Annotated in this window: 22 protein-coding genes and 1 riboswitch; of the genes, 7 read left to right on the top strand and 15 right to left on the bottom strand. The window is 67.7% G+C overall.

All coding sequences use genetic code 11. The annotated features are described in order from the left end of the window. Positions 1-16: 16 nt before the first annotated feature. Positions 17-296, bottom strand: a riboswitch (cobalamin riboswitch). Positions 297-377: 81 nt separating this feature from the next. Continuing rightward, entirely contained in the window at positions 378-599 is a 222-nt protein-coding gene (locus CLU95_RS03095; protein ID WP_099790333.1) for a hypothetical protein, read from the bottom strand. A 149-nt stretch (positions 600-748) separates the two neighbouring features. Here CLU95_RS03095 and CLU95_RS03100 point away from each other — a divergent pair, with 149 nt between their 5' ends. Continuing rightward, complete coding sequence (locus tag CLU95_RS03100; RefSeq protein WP_099790335.1) at positions 749-1,156, top strand: hypothetical protein; 408 nt, start codon at positions 749-751, stop codon at positions 1,154-1,156. On the opposite strand, the gene CLU95_RS03105 is transcribed toward CLU95_RS03100, so the two are convergent. Next, complete coding sequence (locus CLU95_RS03105) at positions 1,126-1,995, bottom strand: EI24 domain-containing protein (protein WP_143605932.1); 870 nt, start codon at positions 1,993-1,995, stop codon at positions 1,126-1,128. The two genes, CLU95_RS03100 and CLU95_RS03105, sit on opposite strands and share 31 nt — an antisense overlap. 102 nt (positions 1,996-2,097) lie before the next feature. Then, the gene (gene ybaL / locus CLU95_RS03110; RefSeq protein ID WP_099790339.1) at positions 2,098-3,801 is read right to left on the bottom strand and encodes a YbaL family putative K(+) efflux transporter; all 1,704 of its coding nucleotides are present in this window, start codon (positions 3,799-3,801) and stop codon (positions 2,098-2,100) included. Between the two features lie 182 nt (positions 3,802-3,983). Here ybaL and katG point away from each other — a divergent pair, with 182 nt between their 5' ends. Further along, positions 3,984-6,242 carry a catalase/peroxidase HPI gene (gene katG / locus CLU95_RS03115; RefSeq protein WP_099790341.1) on the top strand — a complete coding sequence of 753 codons (2,259 nt, stop codon included), beginning with the start codon at positions 3,984-3,986 and terminating at the stop codon, positions 6,240-6,242. A 70-nt stretch (positions 6,243-6,312) separates the two neighbouring features. On the opposite strand, the gene CLU95_RS03120 is transcribed toward katG, so the two are convergent. After that, positions 6,313-7,656, bottom strand: a complete 1,344-nt coding sequence (locus CLU95_RS03120) for a dicarboxylate/amino acid:cation symporter (protein ID WP_099790343.1) — start codon at positions 7,654-7,656, stop codon at positions 6,313-6,315. Between the two features lie 149 nt (positions 7,657-7,805). Next, entirely contained in the window at positions 7,806-8,543 is a 738-nt protein-coding gene (gene phbB, locus CLU95_RS03125; protein WP_099790345.1) for an acetoacetyl-CoA reductase, read from the bottom strand. A gap of 206 nt (positions 8,544-8,749) precedes the next feature. Here phbB and CLU95_RS03130 point away from each other — a divergent pair, with 206 nt between their 5' ends. Together CLU95_RS03130 and CLU95_RS03135 are read left to right on the top strand one after the other, a co-directional pair. Beyond that, positions 8,750-9,397, top strand: coding sequence for a DJ-1/PfpI family protein (locus CLU95_RS03130; RefSeq protein ID WP_099790348.1), 648 nt, complete (start codon positions 8,750-8,752; stop codon positions 9,395-9,397). 68 nt (positions 9,398-9,465) lie between these two features. Continuing rightward, on the top strand, positions 9,466-9,996 hold the full coding sequence (locus CLU95_RS03135; RefSeq protein WP_099790350.1) for a CinA family protein: 531 nt from the start codon (positions 9,466-9,468) through the stop codon (positions 9,994-9,996). Between the two features lie 26 nt (positions 9,997-10,022). Here CLU95_RS03135 and CLU95_RS03140 read toward each other — a convergent pair whose 3' ends face one another. From CLU95_RS03140 to CLU95_RS03160, 5 genes are read right to left on the bottom strand one after another with little or no spacing between them, the layout of a single operon-like run. Then, positions 10,023-11,027, bottom strand: coding sequence for a tripartite tricarboxylate transporter substrate binding protein BugD (locus tag CLU95_RS03140; protein WP_099797087.1), 1,005 nt, complete (start codon positions 11,025-11,027; stop codon positions 10,023-10,025). A 39-nt stretch (positions 11,028-11,066) separates the two neighbouring features. After that, positions 11,067-11,957, bottom strand: coding sequence for an HpcH/HpaI aldolase/citrate lyase family protein (locus CLU95_RS03145; RefSeq protein ID WP_099790351.1), 891 nt, complete (start codon positions 11,955-11,957; stop codon positions 11,067-11,069). Then, positions 11,954-13,135 (bottom strand): CaiB/BaiF CoA transferase family protein, encoded by a 1,182-nt coding sequence (locus CLU95_RS03150; RefSeq protein WP_099790353.1) that lies wholly within the window; start codon positions 13,133-13,135, stop codon positions 11,954-11,956. Before CLU95_RS03150 ends, CLU95_RS03145 begins: the two co-directional genes overlap by 4 nt. Positions 13,136-13,156: 21 nt before the next feature. After that, positions 13,157-14,047 carry an FAS1-like dehydratase domain-containing protein gene (locus CLU95_RS03155; protein ID WP_099790355.1) on the bottom strand — a complete coding sequence of 297 codons (891 nt, stop codon included), beginning with the start codon at positions 14,045-14,047 and terminating at the stop codon, positions 13,157-13,159. Positions 14,048-14,082: 35 nt separating this feature from the next. Then, positions 14,083-15,093, bottom strand: coding sequence for a Bug family tripartite tricarboxylate transporter substrate binding protein (locus CLU95_RS03160; protein WP_373668133.1), 1,011 nt, complete (start codon positions 15,091-15,093; stop codon positions 14,083-14,085). Between the two features lie 92 nt (positions 15,094-15,185). On the opposite strand from CLU95_RS03160, the gene CLU95_RS03165 reads away from it, so the two are divergent. Both CLU95_RS03165 and CLU95_RS03170 read left to right on the top strand, forming a co-directional pair. After that, positions 15,186-16,097 (top strand): LysR substrate-binding domain-containing protein, encoded by a 912-nt coding sequence (locus CLU95_RS03165; protein WP_099790357.1) that lies wholly within the window; start codon positions 15,186-15,188, stop codon positions 16,095-16,097. 493 nt (positions 16,098-16,590) lie between these two features. Continuing rightward, the gene (locus CLU95_RS03170) at positions 16,591-16,815 is read left to right on the top strand and encodes a hypothetical protein (RefSeq protein WP_143605933.1); all 225 of its coding nucleotides are present in this window, start codon (positions 16,591-16,593) and stop codon (positions 16,813-16,815) included. Between the two features lie 107 nt (positions 16,816-16,922). Here CLU95_RS03170 and CLU95_RS03175 read toward each other — a convergent pair whose 3' ends face one another. Next, positions 16,923-18,101 carry an acetyl-CoA C-acetyltransferase gene (locus CLU95_RS03175; protein WP_099790359.1) on the bottom strand — a complete coding sequence of 393 codons (1,179 nt, stop codon included), beginning with the start codon at positions 18,099-18,101 and terminating at the stop codon, positions 16,923-16,925. Positions 18,102-18,162: 61 nt separating this feature from the next. Then, a complete protein-coding gene (phaC, locus tag CLU95_RS03180) occupies positions 18,163-19,935 on the bottom strand; it encodes a class I poly(R)-hydroxyalkanoic acid synthase (protein ID WP_099797089.1) in 1,773 nt (590 codons plus the stop codon). Between the two features lie 126 nt (positions 19,936-20,061). Between phaC and CLU95_RS03185 the strand changes: the two genes are divergently transcribed. Further along, the gene (locus tag CLU95_RS03185) at positions 20,062-20,370 is read left to right on the top strand and encodes a hypothetical protein (RefSeq protein WP_099790361.1); all 309 of its coding nucleotides are present in this window, start codon (positions 20,062-20,064) and stop codon (positions 20,368-20,370) included. On the opposite strand, the gene pgeF is transcribed toward CLU95_RS03185, so the two are convergent. The 3 genes from pgeF to CLU95_RS03200 are packed head-to-tail and all read right to left on the bottom strand — an operon-like array spanning position 20,302 to position 22,659. Continuing rightward, positions 20,302-21,057 carry a peptidoglycan editing factor PgeF gene (pgeF, locus tag CLU95_RS03190; protein ID WP_099790363.1) on the bottom strand — a complete coding sequence of 252 codons (756 nt, stop codon included), beginning with the start codon at positions 21,055-21,057 and terminating at the stop codon, positions 20,302-20,304. The two genes, CLU95_RS03185 and pgeF, sit on opposite strands and share 69 nt — an antisense overlap. 14 nt (positions 21,058-21,071) lie before the next feature. After that, on the bottom strand, positions 21,072-21,710 hold the full coding sequence (gene maiA / locus CLU95_RS03195) for a maleylacetoacetate isomerase (protein WP_099790365.1): 639 nt from the start codon (positions 21,708-21,710) through the stop codon (positions 21,072-21,074). Positions 21,711-21,744: 34 nt separating this feature from the next. After that, on the bottom strand, positions 21,745-22,659 hold the full coding sequence (locus CLU95_RS03200; RefSeq protein ID WP_099790367.1) for a hypothetical protein: 915 nt from the start codon (positions 22,657-22,659) through the stop codon (positions 21,745-21,747). Positions 22,660-22,671: the final 12 nt, after the last annotated feature.

The following is a 22,671-nucleotide window of genomic DNA, read 5'->3' on the forward strand; positions in this document are numbered from 1 at the left end:
CGCACTCCCGCAGCGTCCGAAGGCGGTTGCGAAGGCCGGTATCCGGGCTCGCGGAGTGCGTCGAAAGGTGCATGCACCTCGACGCCGAAACCCTCGCCTTCCCACGCCGAAGCGCAGTGGCTGCCCATGCAAGAAAGCGCATGAGCCTGAGGGTGTCGATATCCGCTGACCGTTGCGGGGGCAGCGCAGGAATGGAAGCGTCGATCAAAAAGACGACGCCTCGCACCTGCTTCCCGTTTAACCCCGCCGCCAGTCCTGTGACTGGTCGTGCAGGGCACCTTCGAACCGTGGGGTGGTGGACGACACCGGTGTGAACCAATGTTTCCAACCGCCGGGATTATAGGGAGCGCCCTGCGGCGGCGCCCTCATGGGCCCCGTCAGACGGGCTTGCCGTCGGGCCCGAACAGCCGCCGCAACACCGCCACGCCGGCCACCAGCGCGTTCGAATAGGTGGCGTAGGGCTCGTGGGCGGCTTCGAGCGGTACGTACACGTGGGTGGAGTCGCCGGTCGAGCCGTCCACGGCTTCCATCAGCACCCAGTAGAACTCCCCTTCTTCCAGTTCGTGGACGGTGAGTGCGATGTCTCTCGGCGAAGGCATGTCGGTCGGAAATGAAACAGGGAATGAACCCGCCTTTGAACGGGCTGGGGGCTGGCGCGGTTGTCAGTACTAGGGCTTCTCCTACAGTGCTTGTACGCCGCTCGGCCTAATGTTAGGGGTGGGGAGCTGCATCAGAACAAGGAGTCAGCATGAAACATTTCACGCTTGAACCCAACATGCGCGCCAGTTTCGGCGGCGCGTTCTACCCGACCGGCTTCTCCCTGGTGATGTTCCCGAGCATCGAAGACGCCAGCCGCATCGGCCACGGGCTGATCGAGAAAGGCATCGTGAGCGGCGACGAGGTCTACCTGATACCGGCCGAAACCGTCCTGGCGGAAATCGCGCCGACCGTGCATGCCTCGCACAGTCCCCTGCCCTCCGCCGGCACCGACGGCGCCACGGTGCGCGCCTTCATCCATCTGGCCCACGAAGGCCACACGGGCCTGTTGATCCGCACCAAGGACGGCGCCACCACCGAGCGCGTGATGGAACTGGTGCGTACCGTGCCCTACTCGATCGCCGAGCGCTACCGGACGCTGGTGATCGAGGACCTTTGAACGCCGGCTGAAGCGCCGGCGTCAGCCTGGCGCTCCGCCTCCATACCTCGGTAGCCGAGGTGGCAGGCGCCTGCGCCCAGCAACGCAGGCAGCAGCAGATTCACCACGGGCACGAGCGCCAGCAGCAGGATCAGCACGCCGAACACCACCATCGCCCCGCGCTGGCGGCGCACGATCCGCATGCGCTCCTCGCCGTTCGCGATGCCGGCAAGCGCGGGCCCCAGCAGAAAGCGCACGTTAAGGTAGGCGAGCAGCAGGAACAGCAGCACGCCGTTGACCACCGGCACCAGCAGGCACAGCAGCATGCCCAGGCTTGCGCCCAGCCACGGCCCCAACCAACCGCGCACGCCGGCCAGCCAGCCCGAGGGCTCGGGCCGTGGCTGCGCCAGCAGCGCCGGGTAGCGCGCCTGCACGCGCTCGCGCACCGGGCCCAGCAGCGCCCAGCGCAACGCCAGCCGGATGGTGGCGACGATGACGCCGACGTACATCACCACCAGCACCGCGACCGTGAGCACCGCCGCGTAGAGCAGCAGCATCGCCAGCGCAGGCGCAATGCCCGCCATGCCCGCGACGCTCCCTCCGGTGCCTCCCGTGCCGGGCAGCAGGCCGAGCACCGCACCGCCCATCACGACGAAGACCGACACCACGCCGGCCGCCGTTCCGATCGGCTGGAAGTGACGGTAGAACACCCAGCTCCACACCGCGAAGACCAGCAGGCACAAGCCCGCGGAACGCAGTGCGATGCCGGGACGCAGGCTGGAGCGAAAGGCCAGCGCCAGGCAGACCAAAGACTCGCGCACAGCGCCGAGCAACGAATGCCATCGGGCTTTCAGTGACATGGGATGAGGAAAAAAGAGATCGGTGAAATGTGCGGGGGCATGCCGTGGCCAGGAGATGACGCCCGACCGGCGCGACCCGCGACAAGCGTATTCAGCCAGCTCTCAAGCCGGCACCGCCATCGCGGCGGCGCGCTGCACCACATCGCGGGCCATGGCCTGGGCGAGTTCCTGTTCGCCCAGGAACACCTTCGCATCGGTTTCGTCGGCCAGCAAACGGGCTTCCTGCTCGTTGTGGCTGCGCACCACGGTCTGGATGGTCGGGTTCAGCGTGCGGGCGGTTTCGATCATCTGGCGCACGTTCATGGCGTCGGGCGTGGCCACCACGAGCACGCGGGCGCGTGCCACATGCGCCTGGATCAGCACCGCCGGATCGGCCGCGTCGCCCCACACGGCCGGAATGCCGGCCTCGCGCAGCTTCTCGACCAGCTCGCGGTTCTGCTCGGCCACCACGTAGGGGATGTCGTTCGTCTCGAGCTCGGCGGCGATGCGCCGGCCCACCCGGCCGTAGCCGACCAGCACCACCTGGCGCGACAGGTACTTGGCCTCGGTGGTCATCGGCAGCTCGGCCAGCGGGTCGCTGCGCATGTCGAGTTCGCGCGCGAATTTCGAATGCGCGTGCAGCCATTTCTGTAGCGGCGCGATCAGGCTGAACCACAGCGGATTGGTGGCAATGGAGATCAGCGCACCCGCCAGCACCAGGCTCTGCCCTTCCACCGGCAGCAGGCCGAGCGACACGCCCAGCCCGGCCAGGATGAACGAGAACTCGCCGATCTGCGCCAGGCTCGCGCTCACCGTGAGCGCCGTGGCCAGCGGGTAGCGGAACACCAGCACCAGCGCACAGGCCGCGAGCGACTTGCCCAGCACGATCACGAGCACCACGGCCAGCACCTGCAGCGGACGCTCCACCAGCACCGACGGGTCGAACAGCATGCCGACCGACACGAAGAACAGCACGGCAAACGCGTCGCGCAGCGGCAGCGACTCCTGCGCCGCGCGGTGGCTGAACTGCGACTCGCGCATCACCATGCCGGCAAAGAAGGCGCCCAGTGCGAACGACACACCGAACAGCGCCGCCGAGGCGAAGGCGATGCTCACGGCCGCCGCCACCACGCACAGCGTGAACAGCTCGCGCGAACCGGTGCCCGCGACCTGCCAGAGAATCCACGGGAACACGCGCCGCCCGACCACGAGCATCAGCGCCACGAAGCCGCCAACCTGCAGCAACGTGAGGCCCAGCGTCTGCCAGACCGGCGCGCCGTTGGTGTCGGCGTTGGTGCCGCCCAGCGCGCCCGCCAGCGGCGGCAGCAGCACGAGCACCAGCACCATCGCGAGGTCTTCGACCACCAGCCAGCCGATGGCGATGCGGCCGGTAAAGGAATCGAGGATGCCCAGGCTTTCGAGTGCGCGCAGCAGCACCACCGTGCTCGCCACCGACAGCGCCAGCCCGAACACCAGCGCCGCGCCCCAGCTCCAGCCCCACCACACGGCCAGGCCGCCGCCGAGCAGCGTGGCGACCACGATCTGCGCAATGGCGCCGGGCAGCGCGATCTTGCGCACCGCGAGCAGGTCGGTCAGCGAAAAATGCAGGCCCACGCCGAACATCAGCAGCATCACGCCGATCTCGGCCAGCTGCGCGGCAATGCCCGCATCGGCCACGAACCCCGGTGTGAACGGGCCGATGATCACGCCCGCCAAGAGGTACCCCACCAAGGCTGGCAATCGCAACCGCGCCGCGAGAAAGCCGAACACCAGCGCCAACCCCAGGCCGGCGGCAATCGTATTGATGAGTGAGACGCTGTGGGGCATCGGTCCATTTTGCAGGAACGCCCCCCAACCTTTGAAGCCCGCAGGCTTCTACAGGCTCGCGTCTACACCCCTACGGCGACCACGCGAACTATCGTAGGCATAAAGCACTTCTATTCGCATAGACACCTTTCTCATTGAGAATTTGTGCGGTCCCCCCGTCCCCCCACAACAGGAGCCTCCCCATGAGCAACGAGAAGACAGCAGCGAAGTGCCCGTTCAGCCAGACCACCGGCGCCGGCACCACGAACCGCGACTGGTGGCCCGAGCAGCTGCGCCTGGACCTGCTGCATCAGCACTCGGCCAAATCCGATCCCCTGGGCGCCGGTTTCGACTACGCCAAGGCCTTCCAGAGCCTGGACCTCGCCGCGGTGAAGAAAGACCTCGCCGCGCTGATGACCGACTCGCAGGACTGGTGGCCGGCCGACTTCGGCCACTACGGCCCGCTCTTCATCCGCATGGCCTGGCACAGCGCCGGCACCTACCGCATCGGTGACGGCCGTGGCGGCGCCGGCCGCGGCCAGCAGCGCTTTGCGCCGCTCAACAGCTGGCCCGACAACGTGAGCCTGGACAAGGCACGCCGCCTGCTCTGGCCGATCAAGCAGAAGTACGGCCAGAAGATCTCCTGGGCCGACCTGTTGATCCTCACCGGCAACGTCGCGCTCGAAACCATGGGCTTCAAGACCTTCGGCTTCGGCGGTGGCCGCCCCGATGTGTGGGAACCCGACCAGGACGTGTACTGGGGCCGCGAGAAGACCTGGCTCGGCGGCGACGTGCGCTACGCACAAGGCTCGCCCGGTGTCGAGAAAGACCGCGGCGTGCTCGTGAAGGACGACGACAGCAAGGTGCCGCACACCCGCAACCTCGAGAACCCGCTGGGCGCCGTGCAGATGGGCCTGATCTACGTGAACCCCGAAGGCCCGGACGGCAACCCCGACCCGATCGCCGCGGCCCACGACATCCGCGACACCTTCGCCCGCATGGCCATGGACGACGAGGAAACCGTGGCGCTCATCGCCGGCGGCCACACCTTCGGCAAGACCCACGGCGCGGGGCCGGCCTCGAACGTCGGCAAGGAACCCGAAGCCGCCGGCCTCGAAGACCAGGGCTTCGGCTGGAAGAACAGCTTCGGCACCGGCAAGGGCGGCGACACCATCACCAGCGGCCTCGAAGTGACGTGGACCACCACGCCCACGAAGTGGAGCAACAACTTCTTCGAGAACCTGTTCGGCTACGAATGGGAGCTGACCAAGAGCCCCGCCGGCGCGCACCAATGGGTGGCCAAGGGCGGCGCCGGTGCCGGCACCATCCCCGACGCGCACGACGGTTCCAAGCGCCACGCGCCGACCATGCTCACCACCGACCTGTCGCTGCGCCTGGACCCGGCCTACGAAAAAATTTCGCGCCGCTTCCTGGCCAACCCCGACCAGCTCGCCGACGCCTTCGCGCGCGCCTGGTTCAAGCTCACGCACCGCGACATGGGCCCGCGCGCCCGCTACCTCGGGCCCGAGGTGCCGGCCGAAGAACTCATCTGGCAAGACCCGATCCCGGCCGTCGACCATCCGCTGGTCGATGCGGCAGACGTCGCCGCGCTGACGAAGAAGGTGCTGGCCTCGGGCCTCACGCCTGCGCAGCTGGTGTCTACCGCCTGGGCCTCGGCCTCCACCTTCCGCGGCTCCGACATGCGCGGTGGTGCCAACGGCGCCCGTGTGCGGCTGGCGCCCCAGAAGGACTGGGCCGTCAACCAGCCCGCGCAGCTGGCCCAGGTGCTGAAGGCGCTCGAAGGCATCCGCAGCGAGTTCAACGCGGCGCAGGCCGGCGGCAAGCAGATTTCGCTGGCCGACCTGATCGTGCTGGCCGGCGGTGCGGGCGTGGAACAGGCCGCGCGCAACGGCGGCCGTGAAGTGAAGGTGCCCTTCTCGCCGGGCCGCGCCGACGCCTCGCAGGAACAGACCGACGTGCCCTCCTTCGAACCGCTGGAGCCGTACGCCGACGGCTTCCGCAACTACATGAAGGGCCGCTACAGCGTGCCCGGCGAAGCGCTGCTGGTCGACAAGGCCCAGCTGCTCACGCTCACGGCCCCCGAGATGACCGTGCTGGTCGGTGGCCTGCGCGTGCTCGACACCAACGTCGGCCAGACCCGCCACGGCGTCTTCACGAAGACGCCCGGCACGCTGAGCAACGACTACTTCGTCAACCTGCTCGACATGGGCACGGAGTGGAAGGCGGTGTCGGACGCCAAGGAAGAGTACGAAGGCCGCGACCGCAAGACCGGCGCCGTCAAGTGGACCGGCACACGCGTCGACCTCGTGTTCGGCTCCAACGCGCAGCTGCGCGCCATCGCCGAGGTGTACGGCGGCTCGGACAGCCAGCAGAAGTTCGTCGATGACTTCGTGGCCGCCTGGACCAAGGTGATGAACCTGGACCGGTTCGACCTGGCCTAAGGCCGTTAAGACAGGCGCTCTCGGGCGCTTTCACGGCGGTCGGGGGCTTTGCCTCCGACCGCCGTTTTGCTTATGGCGCCATCTTCGACTCGCGCGCGTTCACCAGCTCTTCCGGCTCCTGCGACTCGACCCAGCTCTCGTTGTTGAGCGCGGCCTGCAGCCGCTCCTCGTCCAGCTCATTCGTCCACTTGGCCACCACGATGGTGGCCACGCCGTTGCCGATGAGGTTCGTCAGCGCGCGCGCCTCCGACATGAAGCGGTCGATGCCCAGGATGAGCGCCAGCCCCGCCACCGGCACATGCCCCACCGCCGACAGCGTGGCCGCCAGCACGATGAAGCCGCTGCCGGTGACACCCGCCGCGCCCTTCGAGGTGAGCAGCAGCACCGCCAGCAGCGTGATCTCCTGCGTGAGCGTCATGGGCGTGTTGGTGGCCTGCGCAATGAACACCGCCGCCATCGTCAGGTAGATCGAGGTGCCGTCGAGGTTGAACGAGTAGCCCGTGGGAATCACCAGGCCCACGCAGGTCTTGTGGGCGCCCAGGTTTTCCATCTTCTCCATCATGCGCGGCAGCACCGATTCGCTGGACGACGTGCCCAGCACGATCAGCAGCTCTTCCTTGATGTACTTGATGAACTTCCAGATGCTGAAGCCGTGAAAGCGCGCAATGAGCCCCAGCACCACGAAGATGAACAGCAGGCAGGTCAGGTAGAAGGTGCCCATGAGCTTGCCCAGCGACAGCAGGCTGCCCAGCCCGTACTTGCCGATGGTGAACGCCATCGCACCGAAGGCGCCGACGGGCGCGAGCTTCATGATGTAGTTGACGATCACGAACAGCACGTGCGAGCCCTTTTCGATCACGTCGAACACCAGCGTGCCGCGCCCGCCGAAGCGGTGCAGCGCAAAGCCGAACAGCACCGCGATCAGCAGCACCTGCAGGATCTCGCCCTTGGCGAAGGCATCGACGAGCGTGCTGGGAATGATGTTGAGCAGGAAGTCGACCGTGCCGGTCATCTTGCCGGGGCCGGTGTAGGCCGCGATGGCCTTGGTGTCGAGCGTGGACGCGTCGATGTTCATGCCCGCGCCGGGCTTGAGCACGTTCACCAGCACGAGGCCGACCACCAGCGCGATGCTGCTCACGACCTCGAAGTACAAGAGCGCCAGCCCGCCGGTCTTGCCGACCTTCTTCATGTCTTCCATGCCGGCGATGCCGACCACCACCGTGCAGAAGATGATCGGCGCAATGATCATCTTGATGAGCTTGATGAACCCGTCGCCCAGCGGTTTCATCGATTCCCCGAGCGAGGGGTAAAAGTAACCGAGGAGCACGCCGATGACCACCGCGGTGATCACCTGCACGTAGAGGGAACGGTAGAGGGGGAGCTTCCTGGGTACTGTGTTTGTTGTATGTGCCATGACTGCCTCCTGAAAAAGATGGAGAAGGAAAACGCAGAAGAAAGGGTTCGTGTCGCGGATGCTTTCGATGGTTGAAATGGTTTTGGCTTCGGCCCAAATGAAAAAACCCGCCGAAGCGGGTTTTGGTTTTCAGGGTGTGGCGCGCATGCTCAGTGCATGTGAAGGCCGCCGTTGACCGAGAAGTCGGCCCCGGTGCTGTAGCCGCCTTCGTCGGTGGCGAGCCACGCGATGATGGAAGCGATTTCGCTCGGCTCGCCCAGGCGCTTGACCGGAATGGTCGCCACGATCTTGTCGAGCACTTCCTGGCGGATGGCCTTGACCATCTCGGTGCCGATGTAGCCCGGGCTCACGGTGTTGACCGTGACGCCCTTGTTGGCCAGCTCCTGCGCCAGCGCCATCGTGAAGCCGTGCATGCCGGCCTTGGCGGCCGAGTAGTTGGTCTGACCGGCCTGGCCCTTGGCGCCGTTGACCGAGCTGATGTTGATGATGCGGCCCCAGCCCTTTTCGACCATGTCGCCCACCACCTGCTTGGTGACGTTGAACATGCTGTTGAGGTTGGTTTCGATCACCGCGCTCCAGTCTTCCGGCGTCATCTTGAGGAACATGCGGTCCCGCGTGATGCCGGCGTTGTTGACGAGCACGTCAATCGCGCCGTGGGCCGCCTTGGCGGCGGAAAAAGCCTCGACGGTGGATTGCCAGTCGCCGACATTGCCGACCGACGCGTGAAACTCGAAGCCTTCGGCTTTCTGTTCGGCCAGCCATTTGGCATGGTCGCGTGTAGGACCGCAACCGGCGATCACAGTGAACCCGTCCTTGTGCAGACGCTGGCAGATGGCTGTTCCGATGCCACCCATGCCCCCGGTGACATATGCAACTTTCTTGCTCATGAGATTTCCTTGATTTGAAGCTAGCAAAAAGCCTGAACGGCCGCCTTCACTCTAGCCATTTTCAGGCCACACAACCCTGAGGGAGAACACTGAGCCAAGCTTGCAACCAGCTGTCACCGAGACCGCCTCGGCGGCACTCTATATGCTTGCGGCTGCGCGACCGTGACACGCCCCCCGCCGACCACCCCCACCAGGAGTTCGCACGCATGAATTTCGGAATCATCGTCTTCCCCGAGGTCGAGGAGCTCGATTTCATCGGTCCCTGGGAAATGCTCACCATGTGGAGCAAGCTGGCCGGCGGCCCCGCGAACTGCCTGGTGGTGGCGCAAACGCACGGCCCGGTCGTCTGCGCCAAGGGGCTGTCGATCAACCCGCATGTGTCGTTTGCCGACTGCCCACCGCTCGACTTTCTGCTCGTGCCCGGTGGCATGGGCACGCGGCGCGAGGTCGACAACCCCGCGATGGTGCAGTTTGTGGCCGCGCAGGCGCCCGGCTGCAAGGCACTGATGTCGGTGTGCACCGGCGCCTTCGTGCTGCATGCGGCCGGCCTGCTCTCGGGCCGCACCGCCACCACGCACTGGGGATCGCTCGACCGCCTGCGCGCGCTCGGCGACGTGAAGGTGGTCGAGCAGCGCTTCGTGCAGGACGGCCACGTCTGGACCTCGGCCGGCGTGTCGGCGGGCACCGACCTGATGCTGGCCTTCATCGCGCATGCCGCAGGTGAGGAAGCCGCGGCCAAGGTGCAGCTGCAGGCCGAGTACTACCCGGCCGACACGGTGTATGGCCACACCTCGAGCCATGAGCGTGCGCCGTCGTATGTGCGGCGACCGGGGTCGCGCGCGGGCACGGCCTGATCGTTCATTCGTTTTCTTGATCGATCGAACGGTCGGTCATTTCTTCTTTTTTACTTCTTTAGACCTCCATGTCCACGCCCGACCTCACCGACCTCGAACCGCTTGCCGTGCTCGCCGCCCGCGTGGGGGCGACGCTGCGTGAGCGGCGCCAGACGGTGGCGGTCGCCGAATCGTCGGCCGGCGGCCTGGTCTCGGCCGCCCTGCTCGCGGTGCCGGGTGCCTCGGCCTACTTCCTGGGCGGTGCGGTCGTCTACTCGCGCCGCGCCGGCAAGGCCCTGCTCGGCCTCACGCCCGAGGACATGGGCGACATGCGCGGCGAGACCGAGCCCTATGCGCGCTTCATGTCGGGCCGCATCCGCGACGCCCATCGCTCGAAGTGGGGCATCTGCGAGAGCGGCGCGGCGGGACCGTCGGGCAGCCCGTACGGCGACGCGCCCGGGCATGTCTGCATCGCCGTGACCGGCGCGGACGGCCTCGTGGTCAGCCGCACGATCGAAACCGGCGCGACCGATCGGCCGTGGAACATGGACGTGTTCGCGCGGCTGTTGCTGAAGTTGTTCGAGGAGACGTTGCAGACGGTCAGCGAAGACGCTCGCTGACGCCCCCGCAACTCAGCTTGGCGTCTTCAATCCGCCTGCACCCCCGCAGCCCGGATCACCTTCCCCCACTTCTCGATCTCCGCCGCCAGGTGGCTGCGCAGCGCCTCGGGCGTGACCTTCTCCATCGGCACGGCCTCGGTGCTCAGCTCGGCAAAGCGCTTCTTCACGTTGTCGTCCTGCAGCGCGGCGCGCAGGGCCACGTTGAGCTTCTCGATCACGGCCGGCGGCGTGCCCTTGGGGGCGTACACGCCGTGCCACACCTTCACGTCGAAGCCCTTGAGGCCCTGCTCGTCGAGCGTGGGAATGTCGGGCATGCTCGACAGGCGCTTGGGCGTGGTCACGCCGAACACCTTCACGCGCTGGCCGTCCTTGATGACCGGCGCGGTCTGCGTGGTCTGGTCGCACAGCAGGTCGACCTGCCCGCCCATGAGGTCGTTGAGCGCCGGGCCTGCGCCCTTGTAGGGCACGGTCGTGAGCTGCACGCCGATCTGGTGCGCGAAGAGCATGCCGCACAGCTGCGAGACGGCGCCGATGCCCGCGTTGGCGAGCGAGACCTTGTCCTTGTTCGCCTTCACGTAGGCCAGCAGCTCCTTGAAGTTGTTGGCCGGAAAGTCCTTGCGCGACAGCAGGGTCATCGGCACGTCCATGACCTGGCCGATGTACTCGAAGTCTTTGAGCGGGTCGTAGTTGAGCTTCTTGTACAGCGCGGGTGCGGTAGCCATGCCCATGTGGTGGATGAGGATGGTGTAGCCGTTGGGCGCCGCCTTGGCCACGCGGGTCGGCGCGATGGTGCCGCCCGCGCCCACGGTGTTCTCGACCACCACGGTCTGCCCGAGCGACTTGCCCATGGGCACGGCGAGCATGCGCGCCACCACGTCGGTGGGGCCGCCGGCGGAGTACGGCACGACCATCACGATGGGCTTGTCGGGCCACGCGGCCTGCGCGGCGGCGGGCGATGCGGCACCAAGCAGGCAGGCGCCCGCCGAGGCCGCGATGAGGGCTTTCAGTTTCCAGGTCTTCGTTGCGTTCACTTCTTTCACTGCTTTGTCTCCTTTTGGTTTATCTGTAGATCAGTGCGTCAGGGATGAATCGCCCGGACTGCTTGGCGGCGCCAATGCCAGCCAGCGCTCGGCCAGCCGCACCACGGGCCCGTCGACCATGCGGCCGTCGAGGCTCACGACGCCGCCGCCGGCCGCGCGCACGGCCTCGGTGACGCGGTGCGCCCAGGCCACCTCGTCGACCGAGGGGCCGAGCGCGGCCTGCACGGGCGCGACCTGTTCGGGATGGATGCAGAGCTTGGCGCCGAAGCCGCCACGGCGGGCGCGTGCGGTGTCGGCGGCGAGCCGCTGCGCATCGCGCCAGTCGGGCGTGACGCCGTCGATGGGCGTGGCCAGCCCGGCGCGGCGCGAGGCCAGCACGAGCGCGAGGCGCACGGCCGCCAGCTCGACCTCGTCGGCGTCGCAGGCCATGCCGAGGTCGGCCTGGAAATCGAGGTGGCCGAAGGCCAGCCGCAGCACCTGCGGCGCACCCGCGATGGCGTCGACTGCAGCGAGCCCCGCGGCCGATTCGATGAGCGGCAGCAGCACGGCCTTCGGTCCGACCGTGGCGGCGAGGCGATGCAGTTCGTCGGCGTGTTCGGCCTTGGGCAGCACGACGCCGGCGATGAGTCCGTCGGCGATCCAGCCCGCCGCACACGCGCAGTCGTCTTCATGCCATGGCGTGCCGCTGGCGTTCGTGCGCACGAGCAGCCGCCCTCGCCCTCCGGCGGGCAGCGCTGCGAGCGAGGCACCGAGCGCGCCGCGCGCTTCGGCCTTGCGCGCGGGCGCCACGGCGTCTTCGAGGTCGATGATCACGGCGCCCGCGCCCGTGGCCAACGCACGCGCATGGCGCTCGGGCCGGTCGGCCGGCACGAAGAGAAAGGCGCGCGCCAACGCCAGCGCTTGCTTTGCGGGCCCGCTCATACCGCCCCGGCCGCGCGCAGCGTCGCGATCGCGTCGTCGCCCCGGCCCAGGCTGCGCAGGATCGCATCGGTGTGCTGGCCGACCGCAGGCACCGGGTCCATGCGGTAGTCGAACGCACTCTGACGACCGGCTGGCAGCAGCGCCGGAATGTCGCCGGCCGGCGAGCCCACCTGGCGCCAGCGCTCGCGCGCCTGGAGTTGCGGGTGCGCCCACAGCCCGGCCATGTCGTTCATGCGCGCATTGGCGATCTGCGCCGTGTCGAGCCGTTCGAGCACCTGCGCCGCACTCAGCGCGCCGAAGGTGTCGACGATGAGCGTGCGCAGCGCCTCGCGGTGTTCGTTGCGCCGCGCGTTGCTGTCGAAGCGCGGGTCGGTTGCGAGCTCGGGGCGCAGCAGCACCTTGTCGCAGAAGGCGCGCCACTCGCGCTCGTTCTGCAGGCCCAGCATCACGGTGCCGCCGTCGCCCGCGGGGAACGGGCCGTAGGGGTAGATGGTCGCGTGCGAGGCGGCACTGCGCGGCGGCGGCGGTGCGCCGTCGTAGGCGTAGTACATCGGGTAGCCCATCCACTCGGCGAGTGACTCGAGCATCGACACGTCGATGTGCGAGCCCTTGCCCGTCTTGCCGCGCTGCATCAGCGCCGCGAGGATGCCGGTGTAGGCATACATGCCTGCCGCGATGTCGGCGATGGAGTTGCCCGACTTGCACGGGTCGTCGGGCGTGCCCGTCACCGACAGGAAACCGGCCTCGCTCTGGATGAGCAGGTCGTAGGCCTTCTTGTCGCGGTACGGGCCGTCTTCGCCGTAGCCCGAGATGTCGCAGACGATGAGCGCGGGGTGTTTTTCCTGCAGCACCTGCGCGCCCAGGCCCATGCGCGCGGCGGCGCCGGGTGCGAGGTTCTGCACCAGGACGTCGGCGCCGGCCACCAGCTCCTGCAGCACCGCGAGCGCGGCGGGCTGCTTGAGGTCGAGCGTGAGGCTTTCCTTCGAGCGGTTGACCCACACGAAGTGCGAGGCCTCGCCGTTCACGCGCTCGTCGTAGGCGCGCGCAAAGTCGCCGCCGCCGGGGCGCTCGACCTTGATGACGCGCGCGCCGAGGTCGGCGAGCTGGCGGGTGCAGAACGGCGCCGCGATGGCATGCTCGAGCGAGATGACGGTGATGCCGTCCAGGGGTCTTGTCATGGGCTTCTTTCTTTCCTTGCGTCAGGCGAGCACGGCGGTCGCCTGCATCGTGAGCCAGCCGTCGGCGTCTTCGCCCCACAGGCTGAAGGTCTTGCCGTCGGTGCTGCCTTCGGCGGGCTTGCCGTGCACGCGGAACGGCGCGATGTCGAAGGTCGGGCGCACGGCGCGGAACTCGAAGCGCGCCAGCTGCGCATCGGCCGGCACGTTGCGGCGCAGCAGGTCGACCAGCAGCGTCGCGATCAGCGGCCCGTGCACGATGAGGCCCGGGTAGCCCTCGACCTGCGTCACGTAGCGGCGGTCGTAGTGGATGCGGTGGCCGTTGAAGGTCAGCGCCGAGTAGCGGAACAGCAGCACGTCGTCGGGCACGAGGTCGCGGCTGAAAGTGGCGTCCTTCGGTGCGGGCGTGGGCGGCGGCGCGGCCTCGCCCGGTGCGGCGGCGGCGCGGTAGACGATGTCGTGCTCTTCGGTGAGCGCGAGCCCGCGTGCGTTGCGCACCTCGTGGCGCACCAGCACGAACACCAGCTCGCCCGTGCGGCCGGCCTTGTGCGTGACCGAGGCGATGGTCGACGTGCGCTCGATCGCGTCGCCCACCTGCAGCGGATTGCCCGGCGCCCACGTCAACCGGCCGCCGGCCCACATGCGGCGCGGCAGCGGCACGGGCGGCAGGAAGCCGCCGCGCTTGGCATGGCCGTCTTCGCCGATCTCCGACTGGCGGTGGTGCGGCAGGAAGTAGAGCCAGTGCCACAACGCGGGCAGGCGCGTGCCCGCCTCGGGCAGCGGGTCGTCGCGGTCGAGCGTGGCGGACAGCGCGCGCACGGGCGCGGCCGTGAGGTCGTCGCGCAGCGTTTCGCTGCGGCCTTGCCAGGCCTGCAGCCGCGCGAGGGCTTCGGCGTCGATCAATGGAGAAGTCATGGCGTGAGTGGCAAGAAGAGAAATGAGTCGATGGATCAGTCGACGGCAGCGCCCGAGGCCTTGACGATGCGCGCCCACTTCGCGAGGTCGGTGCGCAGCAGCGCCGAGAACTGCTCGGGCGATGTGGGCGCCGCGATCTCGACACCTTGCTGGTCGAGCTTGTCGCGCAGGTCCTTGGCCGCGAGCGCCTTGCGCGTCGCGTCCTGCAAGGTGGCGAGCACGTCGGCCGGCACGCCCGCGGGCGCGAACAGGCCGATCCACAGCGTGCCGTTGTAGCCCGGCACCTGCTCGGCGATGGCGGGCACGTCGGGCAGCACGGGCGAACGTTTTTCGCCGCTCACGGCCAGCGCGCGCAGCTTGCCGGCCTTGATGTGCGCCAGCGCCGAAGGCAGGCTCGCGAACACGATGGGCAACTGCCCACCGAGCACGTCGTTGATCGCAGGCGCCACGCCCTTGTACGGCACATGCTGCATCGAGATGCCGCCCATGCTGTTGAGCATTTCGCCCAGCAGGTGGTTGAGCGTGCCGTTGCCGGCCGAGGCGTACTGGTAGTTGGCGCCCTTCTCGCGCGCCAGCTTCAAAAACTCGGCGAAGTTCTTCGCGGGGAACGACGGGTTCACCAGCAGCACGTTGGGCACCGCGCCGATCAGGCCGACGGGCTTGAAGTCTTTCTCGGGATCGAAGCCCGGGTTCTTGTAGAGCGCGGGGTTGATGGCCTGGCTGCTGCTGATCGTCATGAGCAGCGTGTAGCCGTCCTTCGGGCCCTTGGCGACCAGCTGCGTGCCGATGTTGCCGCCCGCGCCGGGGCGGTTGTCGACCACCACGCTGGCGTTGTTCAACACCTCGCTGAGCTTCTGGCCCACGAGGCGGCCGACGATGTCGTTGGTGCCACCCGCCGCCTGCGGCACGACGAGCGTGATGGGGCGCGAGGGGTAGGTCTGGGCGGTGGCCGGGCCTGCGGCCAGCAAGGCGGTGGCGGTGAGGCCGAAAGCGAGCAGCGCCTTGGCGCGAAGCCGCAAGGCGGGGGTGGTGTTGTGTGTCTCCATGGCCGCATGGTCTGCTGCCGGCCCCTGGCGCGCAATCTGCGATTTCGGAACCCAGGCTTCTGAAATTCCGAAGGCTTGACTACCATCGCCCCATGCTCTTCGACCTCACCGACCTGCGCCTGTTCGTGGCCACGGCCGAGCTCGGCAACCTCACGCGGGCGGCCGAGCGCCAGCACCTGTCGCTGGCCGCGGCCAGCGCGCGCATCAAGGCGCTCGAGACCCAGGCCGGCCTGCAGCTGCTGCAGCGCGAGGCCCGCGGCGTGCGCCTGCTGCCGCCGGGCGAGGCCTTTTTGCACCATGCCCGGCTGGTGCTGCACCAGGCCGACCAGCTGCGCGCCGACCTGCTCGAGTACGGCGGCGGCCTGCGCGGCCACCTGCGCGTGTTCGCCAACACCACGGCGGTGACCGATTTCCTGCCCGAAATCCTGCCCGGCTTCCTGGCCGCCAACCCGCGCATCAACGTCGACCTTCAGGAAAAACCGAATGCTCAGATCCCGCGCGGCGTGCGCGACGGGCGCGCCGACATCGGCATCGTCGCGGGCCAGATGGACACGCTGGGCCTGGACACCATCCACTTCAGCACCGACCGGCTGGTGCTCGTCACCTCGCGCCAGCACCGCTTTGCGCGGCGCCGCCGCATCTCCTTCGCCGAGACGCTCGACGAAGACGCCATCGGCATGCAGCAAGGCAGCACGCTGCAGGCCTTCCTGGGGCAGATCACCGACAACCTGGGCAAGCGCCAGAAGCTGCGCATCCAGCTCGGCAGCTTCGACGCGATGTGCCGAATGATCGGCAGCGGCGTGGGCATCGGCGTGGTGCCCGAGTCGGCCGCGCGGCGCAACCAGGACAGCATGCAGCTCGCACTGGTCGAGCTCAGCGACCCCTGGTGCGTGCGCGAGCGCTACCTGCTCGTGCGCGACCGCGCCGCCCTGCCCGTGTACGCCCAGGCGCTGGTCGAGACGCTGTGCCGGCACTACACAGAGCCGCAGGCCAAAACCGGCTGACGGCCCGATTTCCGGCCAAAAACAGGCACTTGCAGGCGGCTTGTGAGAAACCCGATGTCTTCCCCATTTTCTGTGCACAACTTTGGGGGTAAGTCAGGGGTCGCGTTGTAAAGCCGTCGCAAGTTGTTGTTTTATAAGGGGAATAGTTAGTCTGCTTAAAAATTTTGCAGTGCACAACTCTGGCGGCCCGGAGGTCCAAAAATGGCTGCAAAACAAGAAAGTCAAGCGAAAAAACAGGGGGTTGCCTGTGCTAGGCCGCCCTTTGAAACCAACGACTTGCCGCCGGTTGTGCAGAAGTCCGCTTCAATCCCCACTTTCTGTGGGCAACTTTGGGGGTAACTGGGGTGGAGCTTTGTAAAACGAATGCAAGTTGTTGTTTTACAAAGAGATTCGACACATTGCTCAATTTTTGAGCGGTGAACAAGATTGGCGACCGCTCAGACGCCAGTCGCTCGAATGAATTCAAAGGTTCTCAGAACACCGAACCGAGCCGGTGGCAGGCGCAAAAGACGGCCGCTACAGTCGCCCTGACATGCTCGAAGCCCTCAGCTCTCCCTGGTCCTGCCTCGGTGCCGTCGCCGGGCTGCTGATCGCCCTGCTGGTCCACTGGCTGGCCCCCGCCGACATCGACACGGTGCACGCCGGCGCATGGCTGGTGGGCATCGGCTGGCTCGCCGGGCTGGCCTGGGACCTCGTGGATTCGGACCGCTCGAAGTAATCCGCAGGTGAGTCCTGCGAACAGCGGACACAAAAAAGGGAGGGGAAGCCGCAGCCCTTGCGAGCCCCTGCCTCCCCTCCCCGTACCGGTTCACCCGGTAATCAGGCTCAGCGCTCGATCGTCAGCGCCACGCCCATGCCGCCGCCGATGCACAGCGAGGCGATGCCCTTCTTGGCGTTCTGGCGCTGCATTTCGTGCAGCAGCGTCACCAGGATGCGGCAGCCCGACGCGCCGATGGGGTGGCCGATGGCAATGGCGCCGCCGTTCACGTTCACCTTGTTCACGTCCCAGCCCATTTCGCGGTTCACGGCGCAGGCCTGCGCAGCGAAGGCTTCGTTGATCTCGAGCAGGTCGAGGTCGGCGGCCTTCCAGCCGGCGCGCTGCAGCGCCTTGGTCGACGCGGGCACGGGGCCCATGCCCATGATGGTCGGGTCGAGGCCGGCGGTGGCGTAGCTGGCGATGCGGCCCAGCGGCTTCAGGCCCAGGGCGGCGGCCTTCTTGGCCGTCATGACCATCACGGCGGCAGCGCCGTCGTTCAGGCCCGAGGCATTGCCCGCGGTCACGCCGCCGGCCTTGTCGAAGGCAGGGCGCAGGCCGGCCAGCACTTCGGCGTTGGTCTTGCGGTTGATGAACTCGTCCTGGTTGAAGACGAGCGGGTCGCCCTTCTTCTGCGGAATGCTCACGCCGACGATTTCGTCCTTGAACTTGCCGGCGTCTTGTGCGGCGGCGGCCTTGGTCTGGCTGGCCAGGGCCAGTTCGTCCTGCGAGGCGCGGTCGATGTTGTACTGCTTGGCCACGTTCTCGGCCGTGATGCCCATGTGGTACTGGTTGTACACGTCCCACAGGCCGTCGACGATCATGGTGTCGACCAGCTTCCAGTCGCCCATGCGCTGGCCGTTGCGCGAGTTGGGCAGCACGTGCGGCGCCATGCTCATGTTTTCCTGGCCGCCGGCGATCACGATTTCGGAGTCGCCCGTGGCCACGGCCTGCGCCGCCAGCATCACGGCCTTCAGGCCCGAGCCGCACACGGCGTTGATGGTGAGCGCCGGCGTTTCCTTGGTGCCGCCGCCCTTGATCCAGGCCTGGCGCGCGGGGTTCTGGCCGGCACCGGCCGCGAGCACCTGGCCCATGATGGCCTCGCCGACCTGGTCGGCCGTGAGGTTGGCGCGCGCAATCACTTCCTTGATCACGAGGGCGCCCAGCTCGGTGGCGGGAATGCCGGCGAGCGAGCCGCCGAATTTGCCGACCGCCGTACGCGCAGCCGAAACGATGACGATGTCTTCCATGAGGTTCTCTCCGTTGAGGTGATTTGAAATCGGTTGCGATCTTGCGGGAGCTGGCGCCCGTTCAGGCCTTGGCCTTCACGTAGCGTCCCGGCGCCGGTTCGATGGCCTTGTAGGCCTTGCCGTTGCCGTAGCCCTTGGGCGCGGGGATCTGCTTGCCCGCGTGGCCCTTGAGCCATTGTGCCCAGTCGGTCCACCAGCTGCCCGGCTGCTCCTGCGCGCCGGCCAGCCATTCGGGCTGGGTCTTGGGAAACTTGCCGTCTTCGCGCAGCCAGTGGCTGCGCTTGTTCTTGGCGGGCGGGTTGATCACGCCGGCGATGTGGCCCGAGGCCCCCATCACGAAGCGCTTCTTGCCCGTGAGCAATTGCGTGGTGGTGTAGGCGCCGCCGATCGGCACGATGTGGTCTTCGCGCGAGCCGTAGATGTAGGCCGGAATGTCGATCTTGCCGAGGTCGACCTTCTCGCCGCACACCGTGAGCGCGCCGGGCTTGGCCAACTTGTTCTCGTGGTACGTGTTGCGCAGGTACCAGGCGTAGAAAGGGCCCGGCAGGTTGGTGGCGTCGCTGTTCCAGTACAGCAGGTCGAAGGCCGGCGGCGTCTCGCCCTTGAGGTAGTTGCCGACCACGTAGTTCCACACCAGGTCGTTCGGGCGCAGGAAGCTGAAGGTCGAGGCCAGGTCGCCGCCGGGCAGCAGGCCGCCCTTGCCCAGCTGCATTTCGCGGTACGCCACCATGGGCTCGTCCACGAAGATGTCGAGGATGCCGGTGTCGCTGAAATCCAGGAAGGTGGTCAGCAGCGTGACCGACGCGGCCGGCTTCTCGCCGCGCGCCGCGAGCACGGCCAGCGCGGTGCTCAGGATGGTGCCGCCCACGCAGAAGCCGAGCGTGTTGATCTGCTTGCTGCCGCTGATCTCCTGCACGGTATGGATGGCCTTGATGGCGGCGTTCTCGATGTAGTCGTCCCAGGTGGCCTGGGCCATCGACTCGTCGGGGTTGCGCCAGCTCACCACGAACACGCGGTGGCCCTGGTCGTTCGCATAGCGGATCAGCGAGTTATCGGGCTGCAGGTCGAGGATGTAGAACTTGTTGATGCACGGCGGCACCAGCAGGAACGGCCGCTCGTACACCTTGGCGGTGAGCGGCTTGTATTCGAGCAGCTGGAAATACTCGTTTTCAAACACCACGGCGCCTTCGGTGGTGGCCACGTTGCGCCCCACTTCGAAGGCGCTTTCGTCGGTCATGCTGACGTGGCCCTGCTGCACGTCGTGCAGCAAATTCTGGATGCCCTTGGCGATGCTCTCGCCCTGTGTGTCGATGGCTTTCTTCTGCGCCTCGGCGTTGAAGGCGAGCGAGTTGCTGGGCGAGGCCGCCGCCATCCATTGCTCGACCGCAAAGCGCAGGCGCGCCTTGGTCTTGTCGTCGGCGTCGACGGCCTCGGCCATGCGCATCATGGTGCGGCCGTTGAGCAGGTACACGGCGGCCGAGAAAGCCGCCATCGGGTTGCTGCCCCAGGCCTCGGCGGCAAAGCGCTTGTCGCCCTCGGGGCGGGCACCGAAGCCGCGGCGCCAGAGGTCGGTGGCGTCGGTCAGGTATTGCTGCTGGATCGACTGGAGCTGCTCGGGATCGATGGAGAGCTTGGGCAGCTCGGGCATGCGGGCCGCGCCCGGAAACTGTGGCATTTGTGGCAATTGCCATAGCGGCGTGCCGCCGATGTCGAAAGCGGCGGTACCCGGAGAGCCCCCGGCTTTCTGGAAAGCCTCCATGGCCTGGGTCCAACCCTGCGTGAGGGCTTTTTGAAAGGGCGCGAACGCATCGGCCCCCGTGTCTTCTTGCTTCATCATGTCTCCTGGCCGTGGCCTGGGTCGATACGAACGGATGGCTTGCGTGTTTTGAGTATGCTGCATTCGCAAGGCACTCACAACGCCGCGCTTTCACTAATCCATTGAAACGAAACGTCTCTGCCTGTGTTCATCCATTTGATCGTGATCGGCTGGCTCTATGTGACCGTGATGATGGCGGTGGCCGAGGCCACCAACACCACGGGCACGGTGCTGGGCGCCATCTTCACATTTCTTCTTTACGGCCTGGCGCCGGTGGCCCTGGTGGTCTACCTGATGGCCACACCGGCGCGCCGGCGGGCGATCAAGGAACGCGAGGCACAGGCCCAGGAGGCCGCGCGCCGCGCCGCCGCGGAAGCCGCGGGCTCAGACCTTCCAGACCAGCGCAGCGAAGCGCCCGCTGACGCCGTCGCGCCGGTGCGAAAAGAACCGTGACGGCTGCGCGACGGTGCACCACGCATCGCCGCTGTCGTTGCCATGGAGCGACTCGACACCCACTGCACGCAGCCGCTGCCGCGCGAGCGCAGGCAGGTCGGCCAGCCACTTGCCTTCGCCTGCTGCGGGCGTGAAGCACGACGCTGCCTCGGGCGACTGCGCCTCGAAGGCGGCCTTGACCTCGGCCCCGACCTCAAAGGCCTTCGGGCCGATGCAGGGGCCGAGCCAGGCCATGAGGCGCGGCGCACCACCTTCATCTTGTGCGAAGGCGCGCACGGTCTGCTCGAGCACGCCGCCGGCGAGCCCGCGCCAGCCCGCATGCGCAGCGGCCACGCGGTGGCCGCGTTCGTCGGTGAAGAGCACGGGCAGGCAGTCGGCCACCATGACCGTGCAGGCACGCGCGCCGGTCGTGGCGGTGCACGCATCGGCGATGGTGCCGTCTTGCACCGCATCGTCGAGCGATACGAGACCCGTGCCATGCACCTGCTGCAGGAACACCGGCTGCGTGCCGATCGCCTGTTGCAGCCGTCGGCGGTTCTCGGCGACGTGCGCGGCATCGTCGGCCACGTGGTCGCCGAGGTTCAGGCTGTCATAGCGCCCGGCCGACACCCCGCCGTCGCGCGTGGTGCACAGCGCGCGCACGTTCGATGGCGCCGGCCATTCGGGCACCAGCCATTGCGGATTCATCGCGACGTGCCGGCTCAGGCTTCCGCGTCGGGCGACTGCGAGGGCTGCGCGCGCTGGAAGGCGTCGAGCTTCATGCAGGCGTCGAAGGCGGCCATGGTGCGCGGCAGGCCGCTGAAGTCGCAGTCGAAGCGGCGGCCGTTGAAGATCTGCGGCACGAGGCAGCAGTCGGCCATGGTCGGCGTGTCGCCCCAGCAGTAGGTGCCGCCCGGGTGCTGCGCGAGCTGGCGCTCGAACGACAGCAGGCCTTCGCGCACCCAGTGGCGGTACCAGGTGTTCTTGGCTTCGTCGTCGACCTTCAGTTCCTTCACGAGGTACTTGAGCACGCGCAGGTTGTTCAGCGGATGGATCTCGCAGGCGATCGACTGCGCCAGCGCGCGCACATGGGCGCGGCCCACGGGGTCGGTCGGCAGCAGCGCCGGCTCGGGGTGCACTTCGTCGAGGTATTCGATGATGGCCATCGACTGCGAGAAGCGCTCGCCTTCGTCTTCGAGCAGCGGCACGAGCATGTCGGCCGAGATCGCCGAGAAGGGGCCGGTGCGGTGGTCGCCGCGCGCGATGTGCACGGGCACGTAGTCGTAATCGAGGCCCTTCAGTTGAAGGGCGATGCGGACGCGGAACGAGGCGGAGGAGCGGAAATAGTTATGCAGCTTCATGATTTCTCGAGGATAGCGCCCTTGGATTTCACCTTCAGGAGCGGGGTGTGGCCGGGAGCACGCAGCGGAAGTCGTGCAGCCGGGCTTCGGGGTGTTCTTGCTGCCATGCATCGAGCAGATCGCGCGCGGCGGCTTCTTCGCGCGAGGCGATGCCCAGGCGCCACGGCCCGAGCGTGCCGGGCGCCTCGTCGGCGCCGTGGTTGTGCCGGCCCTCGCCGAAAGGGCGGCCTTCGGAGCAGGCGCGGCAGAGCATCTCCATGCTGTCGGTCCAGTTCTCGGCGAAGCCATCCGCGGCCTTGCAGCGCTGCACCAGCGCCTCGATGTCCTCCGAGCTCACGCCTTCCACCGAGACCTCGTAGGTCGCGTGCGCCGACGGCGCAATCAGTTCCAGCGCATCGAACACCGGCACCTCGCGCTCGCCGCGCAGCCGGTAGCCGTTGGGCGCGCCGTCGTGCAGCACCAGGTCGCCGTAGCGGTGGCCGCAGGCGGGCGTGGGCACGTTGCGCAGGATGGCGCGCGCCGGGTCGATGCGGTCGGCCCACACCACCTCGGTGCCCTCGTCGCCGTGCACACGGATCGGCGTGAGCCCGACGAAATAGTCGACCGGCCCTTCGCCTTCGGGAATGCCGATGCCGTACTGGCGCCACGCACGCCGCGCCGTGGGCCAGTCGCCCAGCGCGGTGGCCGCGATGCCCAGGTTCCACAGCGCGCCTTCGTGGCGCGGCTCGCACTGCACGGCGCGCTCGTTGGCCTGCAGCGAGGCGGCCCAGTCGCCGCGGTACTTGTGGATGAGCCCGGCGTTGTACCAGGGTGCCGACCAGTAGGGATGGATGGCGCTGGCCTGCGCGTAGGCGGCCAGGGCGCCGTCTTGATCGCCGGCATCGTCGCGTTCGCGACCGAGTTCGTTGAAGGCGGTGGCCTTGCCGGCTTTGCCGAGTCGGAGGGGCATGGTGAAACGAGG

Origin of the sequence: Variovorax sp. 54 (assembly GCF_002754375.1) — a bacterium.
Lineage (GTDB): Bacteria > Pseudomonadota > Gammaproteobacteria > Burkholderiales > Burkholderiaceae_C > Variovorax.

Excerpts from the sequence above, each read along its gene's own strand:
- CLU95_RS03095 (WP_099790333.1), bottom strand. The coding sequence starts at position 599 with ATGCCTTCGCCGAGAGACATCGCACTCACCGTCCACGAACTGGAAGAA.
- CLU95_RS03100 (WP_099790335.1), top strand. The coding sequence starts at position 749 with ATGAAACATTTCACGCTTGAACCCAACATGCGCGCCAGTTTCGGCGGC.
- CLU95_RS03105 (WP_143605932.1), bottom strand. The coding sequence starts at position 1,995 with ATGTCACTGAAAGCCCGATGGCATTCGTTGCTCGGCGCTGTGCGCGAG.
- ybaL (WP_099790339.1), bottom strand. The coding sequence starts at position 3,801 with ATGCCCCACAGCGTCTCACTCATCAATACGATTGCCGCCGGCCTGGGG.
- katG (WP_099790341.1), top strand. The coding sequence starts at position 3,984 with ATGAGCAACGAGAAGACAGCAGCGAAGTGCCCGTTCAGCCAGACCACC.
- CLU95_RS03120 (WP_099790343.1), bottom strand. The coding sequence starts at position 7,656 with ATGGCACATACAACAAACACAGTACCCAGGAAGCTCCCCCTCTACCGT.
- phbB (WP_099790345.1), bottom strand. The coding sequence starts at position 8,543 with ATGAGCAAGAAAGTTGCATATGTCACCGGGGGCATGGGTGGCATCGGA.
- CLU95_RS03130 (WP_099790348.1), top strand. The coding sequence starts at position 8,750 with ATGAATTTCGGAATCATCGTCTTCCCCGAGGTCGAGGAGCTCGATTTC.
- CLU95_RS03135 (WP_099790350.1), top strand. The coding sequence starts at position 9,466 with ATGTCCACGCCCGACCTCACCGACCTCGAACCGCTTGCCGTGCTCGCC.
- CLU95_RS03145 (WP_099790351.1), bottom strand. The coding sequence starts at position 11,957 with ATGAGCGGGCCCGCAAAGCAAGCGCTGGCGTTGGCGCGCGCCTTTCTC.
- CLU95_RS03150 (WP_099790353.1), bottom strand. The coding sequence starts at position 13,135 with ATGACAAGACCCCTGGACGGCATCACCGTCATCTCGCTCGAGCATGCC.
- CLU95_RS03155 (WP_099790355.1), bottom strand. The coding sequence starts at position 14,047 with ATGACTTCTCCATTGATCGACGCCGAAGCCCTCGCGCGGCTGCAGGCC.
- CLU95_RS03160 (WP_373668133.1), bottom strand. The coding sequence starts at position 15,093 with ATGGAGACACACAACACCACCCCCGCCTTGCGGCTTCGCGCCAAGGCG.
- CLU95_RS03165 (WP_099790357.1), top strand. The coding sequence starts at position 15,186 with ATGCTCTTCGACCTCACCGACCTGCGCCTGTTCGTGGCCACGGCCGAG.
- CLU95_RS03175 (WP_099790359.1), bottom strand. The coding sequence starts at position 18,101 with ATGGAAGACATCGTCATCGTTTCGGCTGCGCGTACGGCGGTCGGCAAA.
- phaC (WP_099797089.1), bottom strand. The coding sequence starts at position 19,935 with ATGAAGCAAGAAGACACGGGGGCCGATGCGTTCGCGCCCTTTCAAAAA.
- pgeF (WP_099790363.1), bottom strand. The coding sequence starts at position 21,057 with ATGAATCCGCAATGGCTGGTGCCCGAATGGCCGGCGCCATCGAACGTG.
- maiA (WP_099790365.1), bottom strand. The coding sequence starts at position 21,710 with ATGAAGCTGCATAACTATTTCCGCTCCTCCGCCTCGTTCCGCGTCCGC.
- CLU95_RS03200 (WP_099790367.1), bottom strand. The coding sequence starts at position 22,659 with ATGCCCCTCCGACTCGGCAAAGCCGGCAAGGCCACCGCCTTCAACGAA.